12 protein-coding genes and 1 pseudogene are annotated in these 14,526 nt (G+C 68.5%); 6 read left to right on the top strand and 7 right to left on the bottom strand.

The features are described 5' to 3' along the window. The first annotated feature begins 10 nt into the window (after positions 1 to 10). A complete protein-coding gene (locus AB0I43_RS37175) occupies positions 11 to 694 on the top strand; it encodes an HAD-IA family hydrolase (protein WP_356978995.1) in 684 nt (227 codons plus the stop codon). Beyond that, positions 688 to 1,728, top strand: a pseudogene (locus AB0I43_RS37170) (NTP transferase domain-containing protein); the annotation flags it as partial. The gene AB0I43_RS37175 and the pseudogene AB0I43_RS37170, both read left to right, overlap by 7 nt. Before the next feature lie 17 nt (positions 1,729 to 1,745). Here the strand turns inward: AB0I43_RS37170 and AB0I43_RS37165 are convergent. Beyond that, positions 1,746 to 3,494 carry a proline--tRNA ligase gene (locus AB0I43_RS37165; protein ID WP_356978993.1) on the bottom strand — a complete coding sequence of 583 codons (1,749 nt, stop codon included), beginning with the start codon at positions 3,492 to 3,494 and terminating at the stop codon, positions 1,746 to 1,748. 90 nt (positions 3,495 to 3,584) lie between these two features. Here AB0I43_RS37165 and yaaA point away from each other — a divergent pair, with 90 nt between their 5' ends. Further along, a complete protein-coding gene (gene yaaA, locus AB0I43_RS37160; RefSeq protein WP_356978992.1) occupies positions 3,585 to 4,328 on the top strand; it encodes a peroxide stress protein YaaA in 744 nt (247 codons plus the stop codon). Between the two features lies 1 nt (position 4,329). Here yaaA and AB0I43_RS37155 read toward each other — a convergent pair whose 3' ends face one another. The 5 genes from AB0I43_RS37155 to AB0I43_RS37135 all read right to left on the bottom strand — a co-directional run bounded on the left by AB0I43_RS37155 (position 4,330) and on the right by AB0I43_RS37135 (position 10,093). Next, positions 4,330 to 5,820 carry a CoA-acylating methylmalonate-semialdehyde dehydrogenase gene (locus tag AB0I43_RS37155; protein ID WP_356978990.1) on the bottom strand — a complete coding sequence of 497 codons (1,491 nt, stop codon included), beginning with the start codon at positions 5,818 to 5,820 and terminating at the stop codon, positions 4,330 to 4,332. Positions 5,821 to 5,903: 83 nt separating this feature from the next. After that, the gene (locus tag AB0I43_RS37150) at positions 5,904 to 6,062 is read right to left on the bottom strand and encodes a hypothetical protein (RefSeq protein WP_356978988.1); all 159 of its coding nucleotides are present in this window, start codon (positions 6,060 to 6,062) and stop codon (positions 5,904 to 5,906) included. A gap of 538 nt (positions 6,063 to 6,600) precedes the next feature. After that, on the bottom strand, positions 6,601 to 7,332 hold the full coding sequence (locus AB0I43_RS37145) for a hypothetical protein (protein ID WP_356978986.1): 732 nt from the start codon (positions 7,330 to 7,332) through the stop codon (positions 6,601 to 6,603). A gap of 154 nt (positions 7,333 to 7,486) precedes the next feature. Further along, complete coding sequence (locus AB0I43_RS37140) at positions 7,487 to 9,034, bottom strand: DUF6777 domain-containing protein (RefSeq protein ID WP_356978984.1); 1,548 nt, start codon at positions 9,032 to 9,034, stop codon at positions 7,487 to 7,489. Between the two features lie 39 nt (positions 9,035 to 9,073). Then, positions 9,074 to 10,093 carry an alpha/beta fold hydrolase gene (locus AB0I43_RS37135; protein ID WP_356978982.1) on the bottom strand — a complete coding sequence of 340 codons (1,020 nt, stop codon included), beginning with the start codon at positions 10,091 to 10,093 and terminating at the stop codon, positions 9,074 to 9,076. Between the two features lie 128 nt (positions 10,094 to 10,221). Between AB0I43_RS37135 and AB0I43_RS37130 the strand changes: the two genes are divergently transcribed. From AB0I43_RS37130 to AB0I43_RS37120, 3 genes are all read left to right on the top strand, one after another. Beyond that, entirely contained in the window at positions 10,222 to 10,848 is a 627-nt protein-coding gene (locus AB0I43_RS37130; protein ID WP_356978980.1) for a metal-dependent phosphohydrolase, read from the top strand. A 92-nt stretch (positions 10,849 to 10,940) separates the two neighbouring features. After that, positions 10,941 to 11,618, top strand: coding sequence for an NAD(P)-binding domain-containing protein (locus tag AB0I43_RS37125; protein WP_356978979.1), 678 nt, complete (start codon positions 10,941 to 10,943; stop codon positions 11,616 to 11,618). 40 nt (positions 11,619 to 11,658) lie between these two features. Further along, positions 11,659 to 12,066 (top strand): PPOX class F420-dependent oxidoreductase, encoded by a 408-nt coding sequence (locus AB0I43_RS37120; protein WP_356978977.1) that lies wholly within the window; start codon positions 11,659 to 11,661, stop codon positions 12,064 to 12,066. 48 nt (positions 12,067 to 12,114) lie between these two features. On the opposite strand, the gene AB0I43_RS37115 is transcribed toward AB0I43_RS37120, so the two are convergent. Further along, positions 12,115 to 14,502 (bottom strand): excinuclease ABC subunit UvrA, encoded by a 2,388-nt coding sequence (locus AB0I43_RS37115; RefSeq protein WP_356978975.1) that lies wholly within the window; start codon positions 14,500 to 14,502, stop codon positions 12,115 to 12,117. Between the last annotated feature and the right edge of the window lie 24 nt (positions 14,503 to 14,526).

Below are 14,526 nucleotides of genomic sequence, written 5' to 3'. Positions count from 1 at the left end.
AGGACCACCCGTGCTTCGTTCCGCCCTCGCCTTCGAGCCATCCTTCACCGCTATCATGGAAATCCACTGCGCCGCCGTCTGTTTCGATCTGGACGGGGTGCTCGTCGACTCCACCGCCCAGATCGATCACGTGATCACCCGGTGGGCCGCCGCGCAGGGCATCGATCTGAGCGGCCTGCACGCGGCCGCGCGGTCGATGACCGATCGAGAATTTGTCGCCGAGGTGGCGCCGCACCTGGATTCGACGAAGGAGGCGGCCGCCATCCAGCGCCTCGAGGTCGAGTCCGCGGCCGGCACCCGGCCGTTGCCTGGCGCGCTGCGGGCCTACCACGGCGTACCCGCCGCGGCGCGGGCCATTGTCACCTCCGGCGCGCGGCCAGTGGTGCTCGCCCGGCTCGCCGCCGCGGGCATTCCGGCGCCGACGACCCTGGTCACCGCCGAGGACGTGACGCACGGCAAACCCCATCCGCAACCGTATCTCGACGCCGTGTCCCGGCTCGGGCAACCGGCCGGCAGCTGTATCGCCCTGGAAGACAGCCACAACGGCGCACGCGCGGCGAAGCTGGCCGGGCTCACCGTCGTCGGCGTCGGCACGCACGACCCCGGCCTGGCCGCCGCCAGCGATCACCTGGTCGCGGATCTGTCCGAACTCGCCGTCACCATCGGCGCCGGGCCGGCGGCGGTCCGATGCTGAACGCGCGCGGCACCGCCGCGATCGTGCTGGCGGCGGGCGCGGGCACCCGCATGCGCTCGAAAACTCCGAAGGTGCTGCACCGGATCGGCGGCCGCACCCTGCTCGCGCACGCGATGCGGGCGGCCACTGCGGTCGCGCCGGAGCATTTGCTCGCCGTGGTCGGCCACGACCGGGAGCGGGTATCCGCGGCCGTCGCCGCCGTCGCCGCGGCGCTGCGGCGGCCGATCACGGTGGCGGTCCAGGAACCACAGCTCGGGACCGGGCACGCGGTGCGCTGCGCCATGGCGGTGCTGCCCGCGGACTTCGACGGAGATGTCGTCGTCCTGGCCGCCGATACTCCGCTGCTCGACGGCGGGACGCTGGCGACGCTGCTCGCCACGCACCGCAGCGGTCCGGAGCCACCGGCGGTAACCGTGCTGACGTTCGTCCCCGCCGATCCCACCGGGTACGGCCGGATCGTGCGCGGTCCGGACGGTGCTCTCGTCGACGTGGTCGAGCACGCCGACGCGACGCCGGAGCAGCGCGCGATCGCCGAAGTGAACTCCGGTGTCTATGTTTTCGACGGCCGGGTGCTGCGCACCGCACTCGGCGAACTGTCCGCCGACAACGCTCAGCACGAGTTGTATCTGCCGGGTGTCGTGCCGGTGTCGCGCCAGGCCGGGCATCGGGTGCGAACGGTCGGGCTCGCCGGGGAGACCGAGGCCGCGGGCGTGAACGACCGGATCCAGCTCGGCCGGGCGGCGCGACTACTCAACCGCTCCACGCTGGAGCGGCACATGCGGGCCGGCGTCACCGTCCTGGATCCGGACTCGACCTGGGTGGACGCTGATGTCCGCATCGGCCGGGATGCGGTGCTGCTCCCCCGGGTCCATCTCAACCAGCGCACGATCATCGGCGAGGACGCCGTCATCGGCCCCGACACCACGCTGACAGAGGTGACGGTCGGCGCGGCCGCCACAGTGATGCGTAGCCACGCGGAGCGTTGGACGATCGCGCCGGGCGCGACCGTCGGCCCCTTCGCTCTGCTGCGGCCGGAACCGGCGGCGAGCGGTTAGTCGCGCAGCGTCGCCAGGACCGTGTCGACGGCACCCTCGGCCGAGATCTCCTCGGCCGCACCGGTGAAGCGGTTGCGGAGTTCAACCTTGCCTTCGGCCCAGCCGCGGCCGATGACGAGGACCCAGGGCATGCCGAGGAGTTCGGCGTCCTTGAATTTGACGCCCGGGGAGGCGGTGCGGTCGTCGAAGAGGACGTCGAGGCCGTGGGCGCTCAGGCCGGCGACGACCTGTTCGGCGCCGGCGCGGGCGGCCTCGTCCTTGTTGGCGATGACGACGTGGATGTCGAAGGGGGCGATCTCCACGGGCCAGCGCAGGCCCTTGTCGTCGTGCTGCTGTTCGGCGATGACCGCGACCATGCGGGAGACGCCGACGCCGTAGGAGCCCATGGTGAGGCGGACCGGCTTGCCGTTCTCGCCGAGCACGTCGACCTCGAAGGCGTCGGTGTACTTCCGGCCGAGCTGGAAGATGTGACCGATCTCGATGCCGCGCGCCGCGACCAGGGTGCCGCGGCCGTCGGGCGAGGGATCGCCGTCGCGGACCTCGGCGGCCTCGATGGTGCCGTCGGGGGTGAAGTCACGGCCGGCGACCAGACCGACGACGTGCTGACCGGGGCTGTCCGCGCCGGTGATCCAGCTGGTGCCGGTGACCACGCGCGGGTCGACCAGGTAGCGAACCCCGTTGTCCTGCAGCGCCTTCGGGCCGATGTAGCCCTTGACCAGGAACGGATTCTCCTTGAAGTCGGCGTCGGTGAGCAACTCGACCTCGGCCGGTTCGACCGACGCGCCGAGGCGCTTGTCGTCGACCTCGCGGTCGCCGGGGACGCCGATGCCGACGATCTCGGTCTTGCCGTCCGGGTGGCGCAGCTTCACCATGACGTTCTTCAGGGTGTCGGCGGCGGTGACGGGCCGGTCGTAGACGCTGGCGCCGTTGGCCCAGTCGATCAGGGTCGCGATGGTGGGGGTATCGGGGGTGTCGTGCACGGCCGCGGCGGGCAGGCCCTCGACGGGCCGGGCCTCGGGCGCGGCGGTGATCACGGCCTCGACGTTCGCGGCGTAGCCGGATTCGCGGCACACCACGTAGGTGTCCTCACCGACGGGGCTGTCGGCCAGGAATTCCTCGGACGCGCTGCCGCCCATCGCGCCGGCGGTCGCGGCGACGATGACGTACTTGACGCCGAGCCGTTCGAAGATCCGCTGGTAGGCCTCGCGGTGCGCGTTGTAGGACGCCTTCAGGCCCGCGTCGTCGAGATCGAAGGAGTAGGAGTCCTTCATGATGAACTCGCGGCCGCGCAGGATGCCGGCGCGGGGCCGTTCCTCGTCGCGGTACTTGGTCTGGATCTGGTACAGCGTGACCGGCAGATCCTTGTAGGAGTTGTACTCGCCCTTCACCGTGAGCGCGAACATCTCCTCGTGCGTGGGCCCGAGCAGGTAGTCCGCGCCTTTGCGGTCCTTGAGGCGGAAGAGGGTATCGCCGTATTCGGTCCACCGGTTGGTGGTCTCGTAGGCGTCGCGCGGCAGCAGCGCGGGCAGCGAGATCTCCTGGGCGCCGATCGCGTTCATTTCCTCGCGGACCACGCGCTCCACTTCCCGCAGCACACGCAGGCCCAGCGGCAGCCACGAGTACACACCCGGGGCGACGCGGCGCACGTATCCGGCGCGGACGAGCAGTTTGTGGCTGGGCACCTCGGCGTCGGCGGGATCGTCGCGCAGGGTACGCAGGAACAGGTGGGAGAGGCGGGTGATCACGGGTGCTCAGCGTAGTCCCTGGCCACCTGGTGCTCACAACGCATTACCGGTTTCGGGCCGGGGCGCCGCGCCCCGGTACCGTATCCGCTCGTGCTGGTGCTGCTGCCTCCCTCCGAAACCAAGTCCGACGGCGGCGCGGGCGCGCCCCTGGACCTCGCCGACCTCGCGATGCCGCAGCTCACCGCGGTTCGCGACAAGCTGCTCACCGAGCTGATCGAGCTCGCCGGGGATCCCGCCGCGTCCCGCGCGGCCCTGGGCCTCGGCAAGGGGGCTGACGCCGAAATCGCCCGCAACGCGGCACTGCGCACCTCCCCCACCCGGCCCGCGCTGCAGCGCTACACCGGTGTGCTCTACGACGCGCTGGACGCCAAGTCCTTCACCAAGGCGCAGCGGGAGAAGGCCTACGCCCGGCTCGGGATCGGTTCGGCCCTGTTCGGCGCGGTGCGCGCGGGCGACCCGATTCCGGCCTACCGGCTCTCCGGCGGCTCCAAACTGCCCGGGCTGCCGACGCTGTCGGCGCTGTGGCGCGACGTGCTGCCCGGGGCGCTGGCCGCCGAGGCCGCGGGCGAGCTCGTGATCGATCTGCGTTCGGGGACCTACCAGCAGCTGGGCCGCGTACCGGAGGCGATCACCGCCAATGTGCTCACCGAGCATCCCGACGGCTCGCGCACCGTGGTCAGTCACTTCAACAAGCACCACAAGGGCCTGCTGGCGCGGGCGCTGGTGCTGACCCGGGCCACGCCCACCGACATCAAGGGCGTCGCGCGGGTCGCCGAGAAGTCCGGGCTGCGCACCGAGATCGCCTCGCCCACCGAACTTCTCATCCTCACCTGAGCTAGGTGTTGCGCGGGAAGCCGAGTTCCAGCCCGCCGTGGCTGGGATCGAGCCAGCGCGTGGTGACGGCCTTGCCGCGGGTGAAGAAGTGCACGCTGTCGGTGCCGTGCGCGTGCGAGTCGCCGAACAGCGAGTTCTTCCAGCCGCCGAAACTGTAGTAGGCCATGGGGACCGGGATCGGCACGTTGATCCCGACCATGCCGACCTCCACCTCGTGGTGGAACCGCCGGGCCGCGCCGCCGTCGTTGGTGAAGATCGCGGTGCCGTTGCCGTAGGGGTTGGCATTGATCAGGGCGAGCGCGTCGTCGTAGCCGCCGACCCGCACGACGGTGAGCACGGGGCCGAAGATCTCGTCGGTGTAGACGCTCATCTCGGTGCCGACGTGGTCGAGAACCGTTGGGCCCAGCCAGAATCCGCCGTCCGCGCCGTCGGCCCGGACAGCGCGGCCGTCGAGCGCGACGGTCGCGCCCGCCGCCGCGCCGGCGTCGATGTAGGCGGCCACCCGGTCGCGGTGCTCGCGGGTGACCAGCGGGCCCATGTCGGCGCCGCGGGTACCGTCGCCGGTGCTGATGGTGGCGGCCCGCTCGGTGATCTTGCCGACCAGCTCGTCGCCGATCGGGTCGACGGCCAGCACCACGCTGATCGCCATGCAGCGTTCACCGGCCGAACCGAAGCCGGCGTTCACCGCGGCGTCGGCCGCCAGATCCAGGTCGGCGTCCGGCAGCACCACCATGTGGTTCTTCGCCCCGCCCAGCGCCTGCACGCGCTTGCCGCTCGCGGTGCCGCGCTGGTAGACGTAGCGCGCGATCGGGGTGGATCCGACGAAGGAGACCGCCTTGATCGCCGGGTTGTCCAGCAGTTCGTCGACGGCGTCCTTGTCGCCCTGCAGCACATTGAAAACGCCCGGGGGCAAACCGGCTTCGGCCCAGAGCTCGGCCAGCCACAGCGACGAGGAGGGATCCTTCTCACTCGGCTTGAGCACGACCGTGTTGCCCGCCGCGATCGCGACCGGGAAGAACCACATCGGCACCATGGCCGGGAAGTTGAACGGCGAGATCACCGCGACCGGGCCCAGCGCCTGTCGCAGCGAGAAGATGTCGACCTTGGTCGAGGCGTTCTCGGTGTAGCCGCCTTTGAGCAGATGCGGTACCCCGCAGGCGAATTCGACCACCTCCAGCCCGCGACTCACCTCGCCGAGCGCGTCGGCGTGCACCTTCCCGTGCTCGGCGGTGATCAGCTCGGCCAGCTCTTGCTTGCGATCGTTGAGCAGTTCCCGGAACCGGAACAGCACCTGCGTGCGCCGCGCCAGCGAGGTGTCGCGCCACTGCGGAAACGCAGCGGTGGCGGCGGCGACCACGGTCTGCGCGTCCGCCCGGTTCGCCAGCGCGACCTGCCCGGTGACCTCCCCGGTCGCGGGATTGGTCACCGGCGCGGTGCGCGCACTGGTCCCGCCGAACGCCTTGCCGTCGAGCCAGTGCGCGATCGTCTGCATGTCGTCCTCGATTCGGTCGGTGGCCCTGGGCTTCCCGTCCTAATCGTGCCCGCCCGCCTCGGGTGCCCGCAGTCGAATCGGGGTCAGTGGCGCGTCGAAGCGCCGAGCGAAGCGGTCAGCACGGCGGGCGGCGTCCAGCTCGCCAGCAGGTTGGCGCGCTCCTGCGGGGTCAGGCGCGGGCGGCGCAGAAACCGCGCGGCACGGCGGTAGGCGATGGCTACGGAATGGTTGACGATGGTCATCTGGTTCTCCTCGGGTGATCCTTCGAGTCTCGAATCCCGCAGCGCGCCAGTCGAGATCGCCCGCCGAATCACTACGAATTCCAGACATCCCCCGGCCGCAGGCCGGACGGGATACGCAGCAGCGATACCCGCGCGGGCCGTAATCACTCCGTAAAAATGGGAGACCCCGAGGGTCTTGCCTTCCCTCGGGGTCCTGCATGCCGCCCAATTCGCACAACCGGATCGGTGGGATCGGATCACACTCACCGCGACGCGTCCTACGTTTGGACCATCTCCCATCGAATGAAGAGGCTGGGAGAGCCGGGGTTGAACCGGCACCTCGTCGCTCCGCGTCCTTTCCTCGTGATCGGTGTTCGGCGGCGAATACTCAGTCTGGAGCGAGAACTTGAACTTCATGCACGGTTTGCCGACGCCTCGGGCCGCCCGGGCGAGAACCGGGTCCCGTCTTGTCACCGTGTGATTCAGTCTGAACTTCAGAGTGAGCTTTCGCGCCCCCTCAGGGGGCGCATCCCCGCGCTCCAGCGGGGAGTTCTCGGGGTCAGCGGAAAAGGTAGTCGAACAGGACCTTGCCGGTCTTCTGGTCGGTCACCTCGCTGCCGTTGGCCTCTTCGCGCGCGAATTTCACGGCCTGCTGCAGTTTGTCGATCCGCGTGGTGATTTCGTTGACGCGCCGGGCCGGCAGCGCACCGCTGAACTTCACCGTGGTCCAGTAGCCGACGGCGATGTCCTCGTAGTACACCTCGACCTGGGCCGGATGCTTCTCGGTGGCCTCGGCCTTCACGTGGTTGCGCGGCACCTTCTTGGTGCGGATGGTGCGGACCGCGTCGGTGCGCCAGGTGTCGGTGGAGTCGTCGAAGGACCAGGCCTCGGCGGCGTCCAGCACCGGCAGGCGCGTGACGAAGGTCTGCAGATCGGCCAGCTGCTTCTCCAGGAACAGCAGGTAGGAGACCGGCACGTCGGCCAGCAGGACCTCGCCGTCGACCCGCACGTCGGCCTTGGCCGCGCAGTTGGCCCAGTCCTTGGTGGCGGTCACGTCGAAGAGCCGGGTCAGCGTGCTCGCGGTCTCGCGCAGCACCTCCTCCGACTTCACCTGCACCCGCGTGGATTCCGGCGGCAGCTGCTCGCCCTCTTCGTCCTTGGGCTGGTAAGCGCGGGTGATACCGGCCAGCAAGCCCGGCTTGTTCAGCAGGTTCTGCTTGTCGGCCAGCTCCCGCAGCGACGCGCTCTTGACGCCCTTCTCCACCGCGATGATCTGATTCAGCTTCGTCATGTCTACCTCCCCACAACGCCCACGCGCCGCGTCCAATCCCATACCGCAGCATCAGTTCTCGCCCCCACACTGCTGCGGCAACCATACGGATCCGGCGCGCGCGGCGCATCCGGATTTCCGGCATCGGGCCGCGCGATTCGCCCGTGCTCCCGCGCTAGGCCGGACGCAGAATCATCGGCGTGCCAGGCCGGATGTTCGTGGCTACGCCGTCGAACCGAAGTTTCGACCTCCCGTTCATCTGGACCACTGAAACGCGCCCTTGCCCTTGCCAGGTCGCGACACCATCGCCGGACAAACACGCGAACGACGCATCCTGATTCGGCCCGCCGTCCAGATAGCAATCCCAGCCTATGTAGTCGGTCGTCCGGAACCGGAACCCCTGCCCTTCCGGGGTCAGCGTGCCGATCGCGGCACCACCGATATCCGACTCGATCGCCCACGAACCGCTGAAATCGAGGCCGGACGGGCCGGCCGTTGTCGGTTCGGGCGCGGGAAACGCCTCCGTAGTCGTCGGCACGGCGGAATTTGTGGGCGGAGGCAGGTCACGATCGGCCTCACCGGTTGTGCCACAGGGTCTTTCGAATCTCCGATCGGAGCCGATGGGAAAGAGCGTGAAAAAGGTCAGTTCCACGTCTGCCGGTCGCACGGCGAATACCTTCGCCGGGTCGAAACTCGTCCAGGTGTCGCCGAGGAACTTCGGCGTGTCCTCCGGCCGGAATTCGGGCAGTGTCAGGGGAGTGCCGCTGATGGATCGGATTCGGGGCACACCACGGGCGTCGACCAGCACTGCGGTGCCCGCCTGCAGGACGGCTTGGCGCCGCACCGGTTTGCCTTGCTGCAGCAGGTAGTAGGTCACCCGGAGATCCACCCGCAGGGACACAGGCGTGAGTTCACGTAGATATTCGGCGAGCCGGTCTGCGCTCAACGCCGTCTTCCCCCGCCATTGCAGCTGATTGTCCGAGTTCAGGGCGTCGGCGGCGGCAGCGGCCGCAACCGGGTTCGACTGAAAGTGCGCGATGGTCTGTTCTCGTCCGTCGACCGTCTCGTGCGGTACGCCGGCGTAGAACGAAGGCTCTTTGCCCTGGAAGCTGCGGTTCGCGGCGATCTCTCCCGGGGCGTAGCTCTCGGCCGGCACTGCGGGAAGTCCGGATTTCTGCGGCGGGTCCATATCGAACGGATCATCGCCGGCATCGTCGCCTCCGTAGCGATAGACCTCGCCCGACCCGGTCGCGGTGTCGTCCCGGTCGGACCAGAGCCGAGTCACGGTGAACGCGAACAGGACTCCGATCGCCAGAACGAGCGCCAGACCGGTCAGCAACGGGCGGACCCCGCGGCGGCCCTGGCGGTCGCCGGAGTCATTCGGCGAGGGCACGCTCGAAGGGACCAACTGCTGCCCGGCGGTCCAATGGCGCTCGATGATCTCGATAGCGCGACCGACATTGGGATCATTGGGCTCGAGCCACTCCGTCAGGTGCGTCAGGAGCACCGCGCGGCCACGCTCCCCGTAGCGGGCGCAGACGTCGACAAGGCGCCCCAGGTCCAGTAGGGGGTTGTTGTCGGCGTGCAGTACAACGTGATTGGCGATGAAATCGGGCATGGTGCCGACGAAGGCATGCCGTCCGTTCACGTTCTTCAACGCCGGGATCTGAGCCAGCGCACGCGCGATGACTACCGCCGCGGACGCGGGCTCGGGACCTGTCATGACCATCCTCGATGCTCAACTGGCTGTGACATCACTGAATCAGTGGTGGGTGCGCGGCCAGGACCGCTCGATCACCGCGATGGCTCTTTGGACCGACGGCGCATTCGGCTCCAGCCACCGGGTCATGCACTGCACCAGTTCGAGGCGACCGGCGTCTTCGTAGGACATGCACGCGTCGACGAGTTGGCCCAGATCCAGGAGGGTGTTGTTGCTCGGGCTCAGCGTGATCTTGCTGCTGATGTGGTCCGGCATTCTGCCCAGAAATGCATGGCGGCCCGGAAAAGATTTCAGCTCTTCGATCTTCGCCAGGGCTTCGGCGATCACGAGCCCGGGCGGTCTCGCGTCCATGGCGGCCGGCCGTTCCGAAGCCACCTCCAGCAGCCGTGATCTCATAATTCGATAGATCGCCGTATCCCGCGATTTCGGCCTGATGATGGTCGAATGGTCACCGTCGAGGTCACCGTGTATCGGGAACAAGAAATGCGCCGATTGCGGTTCGACGATTTTGTCTTGCTGCCCCGCGTACGCTTCGAATGGGATGGGCACCGTCGTCTCGGTCGCCGCAGTCGCGTTGATAATCCGCTCGAAAAGAATTCGCTGCGTCTCGATTACCTCCGCATTGATCGCTCGCAGCTCCTTCTCCTGATTATTCTGCACAATCCAGCCGAGCATCTTGCGCAAGTAGATTACGTACTGGGATCCCGAATTGGGTGTCGCGAAGGTCAGAACACGCCGGATGCGTTGCAGCTCACGAGCGTTCCCCCCAGTGAGCTGCTGAACCAGGTACCGCTGCGCGATCAAACCACCCTGGCTGTGCGCGGCGACCACGATGGGCAGGGCGGGTGGCACGGTCTCCTTGATCTCGGTCGCCAGCTTGCCCGCGATCCGGGTGAGGTTCGGAAGTTTCCCCGTGATCCCGGTCGCATAGCCGAAATTGAGGATCGATACCTGTCGGTACACTTTTTCATCACCGCTGAGTAGCTCGAGCATCGGTTTCCACGCAGTGGGATCCGAATTGATCCCATGTATCAGTACCAATACGGCTCTGGGAGACAACACGACAACCTTTGTCAGCGTCGTTCGATCCGGCTAATTCCGGGCTCCCAGAGAGTCTAGCCATCGATTCGACGCCCTACACCGGCGAAATTCTTGTTGCCGCGACCGGGCGCTGCCAGCACACTGGGCGGATGGGAGGACGGGTGGATCAGGAACTGGTGCGGCGCTGGGTCGAGTTGGCGGGGTCCGGCGCGGAGCAGGTCGGGGTGGGGTTGGTGCGGCGGTATCGGGAACCGCATCGGCGGTATCACACCGTCGATCATCTGGCGGTGATGCTCGCGGCGATCGATGAGCTGGGCGGGGACGCGCGGGATGTCGATGCCGTGCGCTATGCGGCGTTCTTTCACGACGCGATCTACGCGGTGGACCGGTCCGACAACGAGGAGCGCAGTGCCGAACTGGCCGAGGAGCAGCTGGGAAGGCTGGGGCTGGCAACGGAACTCGTCGCGGAGGTGGGCCGGCTGGTGCGGCTGACCGCGCGGCACGACCCGGAACCCGGCGATCGCAACGGGGCGGTGCTCTGCGATGCCGATCTCGTCGTCCTGGCTGCCGACGAACCAGGTTACGCCGCCTACACCGCGGCCGTGCGCGCGGAGTACCGGCACGTGCCCGACGAGCTGTTCCGCGCGGGCCGCGCCGCGGTGCTGGCGGGGCTGGCCGAGCAGCCGCGGCTGTTCCGGACCGCCACGGCCCGTGCGCGTTACGAGGCCGCCGCGCGGGCCAACCTGACGGCCGAGCTCACCGCGCTGACCAGCTGACCTCGAATCGGCTGCGCGACAGCGGCTCTGGATTCGCTGCGGCTACCGGCGGGCTGGGTTAGTGTCCGGGTGAACCGTCGCGAGGAGTGCAGATGACAACGCTGGGATTGATCGGCGGCGGCCGCATCGGCGGCACGGTGGCGCGGCTCGCCGTCGACGCGGGACTGGAAGTGGTGCTGAGCAATTCGCGCGGCCCGGAGTCGCTGCGCGAGCTGATCGCCGATCTCGGCTCGCGGGCGCGGGCGACCGGCGCGCAGGAGGCGGCCGAGGCGGGCGACATCGTGGTGGTCTGCACGCCGTTCCGGGTGTACCGCACGCTCCCGGTGGCCGCGCTGGCGGGCAAGGTCGTGCTCGACACCACCAACTACAACGCCCAGCGCGACGGCGCGATCCCGGAGCTGGACGCGAATTCGGTCACCAGCAGTGAACTGCTCCAAGCGGAACTGCCCACCTCGCAGGTGGTCAAGGCGTTCAACACGATCTTCGTCACGCATCTGGCCGCGCTGCCCCGTCCCGCGGGCGCGGCCGACCGGTCCGCCATCCCGATCGCCGGCGACCACGACACCGCCAAGACCGTCGCCGCCGAACTCCTGGACACCCTCGGCTACGACACGGTCGACATCGGCCCGCTGGCCGAATCCTGGCGGCTGCGCCCCGGCTCCCCGGCCTACGGCGTGCCCTACGCCTCGGGCACACCCTTCTGGGAGCACGAGGCCGCCCCGGGCGACCCGGCCACCGTGCGCGCGGCCGTGGAGAAGGCCGAGCGCTGACGCGGGAATAGCCCTCCCGGGCAGCGTGTTTCACCAGGGCATGACAGCTGAGCTCTCACCCGACCTGAAAAAGCATCTCGACGAGACCAAGGTCTACGCTACCGTGGCGACCACCGGCGCGAACGGGCAACCCCATCTCGGCGTGTTCTGGGTCAAGCGCGACGGCGACGACATCCTGCTGTCCACCACCGTGGCCCGCCAGCACGCCAAGAACATCGCCCGGGACCCGCGGGTGACGATCCTGGTCAACCCGCCGGAGAATCCCTTCGTCTATGCCGAAATCCGCGGCTCGGCCACAGTGACCGACGATCCCGAACGCCTGCTGCCGGACGAGCTCTCGCGCAAGTACACCGGCCTCCCCTACGCCGAGTTCAACCCCGCCTCCGTCGACGACGCCGCACGCGTCGTGGTCCGCGTGACGCCGCGCAAGGTCGTCGGCCGCCTCTGACACGCGACGACCGGGCCGCCCACCCCGGGCGGCCCGTCGCCGCACTCCCTACTTCCGCGCCGCGGCCTTCTTGCGCTTGGCGGGCGCGCCCACGTATTCGGCCAGGTGCTGCCCGGTCAGCGTGCTCCGGTCGGCCACCAACTCGGCGGGCGTGCCCTCGAAGACGATCTTGCCGCCGTCGTGGCCGGCGCCCGGACCCAGATCGATGATCCAGTCGGCGTGCGCCATGACCGCCTGATGGTGCTCGATGACGATCACCGACTTGCCGGATTCGACCAGCCGGTCCAGCAGCCGCAGCAGGTTCTCCACGTCGGCCAGGTGCAGGCCGGTGGTCGGCTCGTCGAGCACGTAGACCCCGCCCTTGTCGCCCATGTGCGTAGCCAGCTTCAGCCGCTGCCGCTCACCGCCGGACAGCGTGGTCAGCGGCTGGCCGATGGTGAGGTAGCCGAGCCCGACATCCACCAGGCGCTCCAGGATGGCGTGCGCGGCAGGCAGTTTCGCGTCACCGGTGGCGAAGAACGCCTCCGCCTCGGCGACCGGCATCGCCAGAACCTCGCTGATGTCGCGCCCGCCCAGCTTGTAGTCCAGCACCTCGGCCATGAACCGCTTGCCGTCGCAGACCTCGCACACGGTCTCCATGCCCGCCATGATCCCGAGATCGGTGTAGATCACGCCGGCGCCGTTGCAGTTCGGGCAGGCGCCCTCCGAATTCGCGCTGAAAAGAGCGGGTTTCACGCCGTTGGCCTTGGCGAAGGCCTTGCGGATCGGCTCCAGCAGGCCGGTGTAGGTCGCGGGGTTGCTGCGGCGCGACCCGCGGATCGGCGTCTGATCGACCGCGACCACGCCTTCGGAGGCGGGCATCGAGCCGTGGATCAGCGAGCTCTTGCCGGACCCGGCCACACCGGTGACGACGCACAGCACGCCCAGCGGGATATCGACATCGACATCGCGCAGATTGTGGCTGTTCGCGCCCCGAATGGACAGCTTGCCGGTGGGCTCGCGGACCGAATCCTTCAGGGCCGCACGATCATCCAGGTGCTTGCCCGTCACCGTGCCGCTACCGCGCAGCCCGGCCACGGTGCCCTCGTAACAGACCGCGCCGCCCGCCGTTCCGGCCCCCGGGCCGATGTCCACGACGTGATCGGCGATCGAAATGGTCTCCGGCTTGTGCTCCACCACCAGCACCGTGTTGCCCTTGTCGCGCAGCTGCAGCAGCAGGTTGTTCATCCGCTCGATGTCGTGCGGGTGCAGGCCGACGGTCGGCTCGTCGAACACGTAGGTGACATCGGTCAGCGCCGACCCGAGATGCCGGATCATCTTGACGCGCTGGGCTTCACCGCCGGACAGCGTGCCCGCCGAGCGGTCCAGCGACAGGTAGCCCAGGCCGATCTCGACGAACGAGTCCAGGGTGTCGCCCAGCTTGTCCAGCAGCGGGGCCACCGACGGCTCGTTCAGCCCGCGCACCCACGCCGCCAGATCGCTGATCTGCATGGCGCAGGCGTCGGCGATGCTGAGCTTCTTGATCTTCGAGGAGCGCGCCGCCTCGGTGAGCCGGGTGCCGCCACACTCCGGGCAGGTGCCGAAGGTGACCGCGCGCTCGACGAAGGCGCGGATGTGCGGCTGCAGCGAATCGACGTCCTTGGACAGCATCGACTTGCGCATCTTCGGGATGACGCCCTCGTAGGTGAGGTTGATGCCGTCGACCTTGATCTTGGTCGGCTCCTTGTGCAGCAGGTCGTTGAGCTGCTTCTTGGTGAACTTCTTGATCGGCTTGTCCATGTCGAAGAAGCCGGAGCCGCCGAAGATCCGGCCGTACCAGCCGTCCATGCTGTAGCCCGGGACGGTGAGCGCGCCCTCGTTCAGCGACTTGTTCTCGTCGTAGATCTGGGTCAGGTCGATGTCGTTGATGACGCCGCGCCCCTCGCAACGCAGGCACATACCGCCGGTGATGCTGAAGCTGCGCCGCTCCTTGACCTGCTGACCGCCCTTTTCCACGGTGACCGCGCCCGCGCCGCTGATCGAGGCGACGTTGAACGAGAACGCCTGCGGCGAGCCGATGTGCGGCTTGCCGATCCGGCTGAACAGGATGCGCAGCATGGCGTTGGCGTCGGTGGCGGTGCCCACCGTGGAGCGCGGATCCGAGCCCATGCGCTGCTGGTCGACGCTGATCGCGGTGGTCAGCCCGTCGAGCACGTCGACGTCGGGGCGGGCCAGTGTCGGCATGAAGCCCTGCACGAAGGTGCTGTAGGTCTCGTTGATCAGCCGCTGCGATTCGGCGGCGATGGTGTCGAACACCAGCGAGCTCTTGCCGGATCCGGAGACACCGGTGAAGACGGTGAGCCGCCGCTTCGGCAATTCGATGCTGACGTCTTTGAGGTTGTTGACGCGCGCACCGTGTACGCGGATCAGATCGTGGCTGTCGGCGGCGGTGGTCATCGTGGTCTCCATCTGTGCTGCGGG

Origin of the sequence: Nocardia sp. NPDC050435 (assembly GCF_040655395.1) — a bacterium.
Classification (GTDB): Bacteria; Actinomycetota; Actinomycetes; order Mycobacteriales; family Mycobacteriaceae; genus Nocardia.
This window is presented reverse-complemented; position numbering and strand designations above follow the sequence as displayed.

What these genes read in the sequence shown, in the direction of transcription:
- AB0I43_RS37155 (WP_356978990.1), bottom strand. Translation starts at nt 5,820, where the DNA reads ATGCAGACGATCGCGCACTGGCTCGACGGCAAGGCGTTCGGCGGGACC.
- AB0I43_RS37150 (WP_356978988.1), bottom strand. Translation starts at nt 6,062, where the DNA reads ATGACCATCGTCAACCATTCCGTAGCCATCGCCTACCGCCGTGCCGCG.
- AB0I43_RS37145 (WP_356978986.1), bottom strand. Translation starts at nt 7,332, where the DNA reads ATGACGAAGCTGAATCAGATCATCGCGGTGGAGAAGGGCGTCAAGAGC.
- AB0I43_RS37140 (WP_356978984.1), bottom strand. Translation starts at nt 9,034, where the DNA reads ATGACAGGTCCCGAGCCCGCGTCCGCGGCGGTAGTCATCGCGCGTGCG.
- AB0I43_RS37130 (WP_356978980.1), top strand. Translation starts at nt 10,222, where the DNA reads ATGGGAGGACGGGTGGATCAGGAACTGGTGCGGCGCTGGGTCGAGTTG.
- AB0I43_RS37125 (WP_356978979.1), top strand. Translation starts at nt 10,941, where the DNA reads ATGACAACGCTGGGATTGATCGGCGGCGGCCGCATCGGCGGCACGGTG.
- AB0I43_RS37120 (WP_356978977.1), top strand. Translation starts at nt 11,659, where the DNA reads ATGACAGCTGAGCTCTCACCCGACCTGAAAAAGCATCTCGACGAGACC.
- AB0I43_RS37115 (WP_356978975.1), bottom strand. Translation starts at nt 14,502, where the DNA reads ATGACCACCGCCGCCGACAGCCACGATCTGATCCGCGTACACGGTGCG.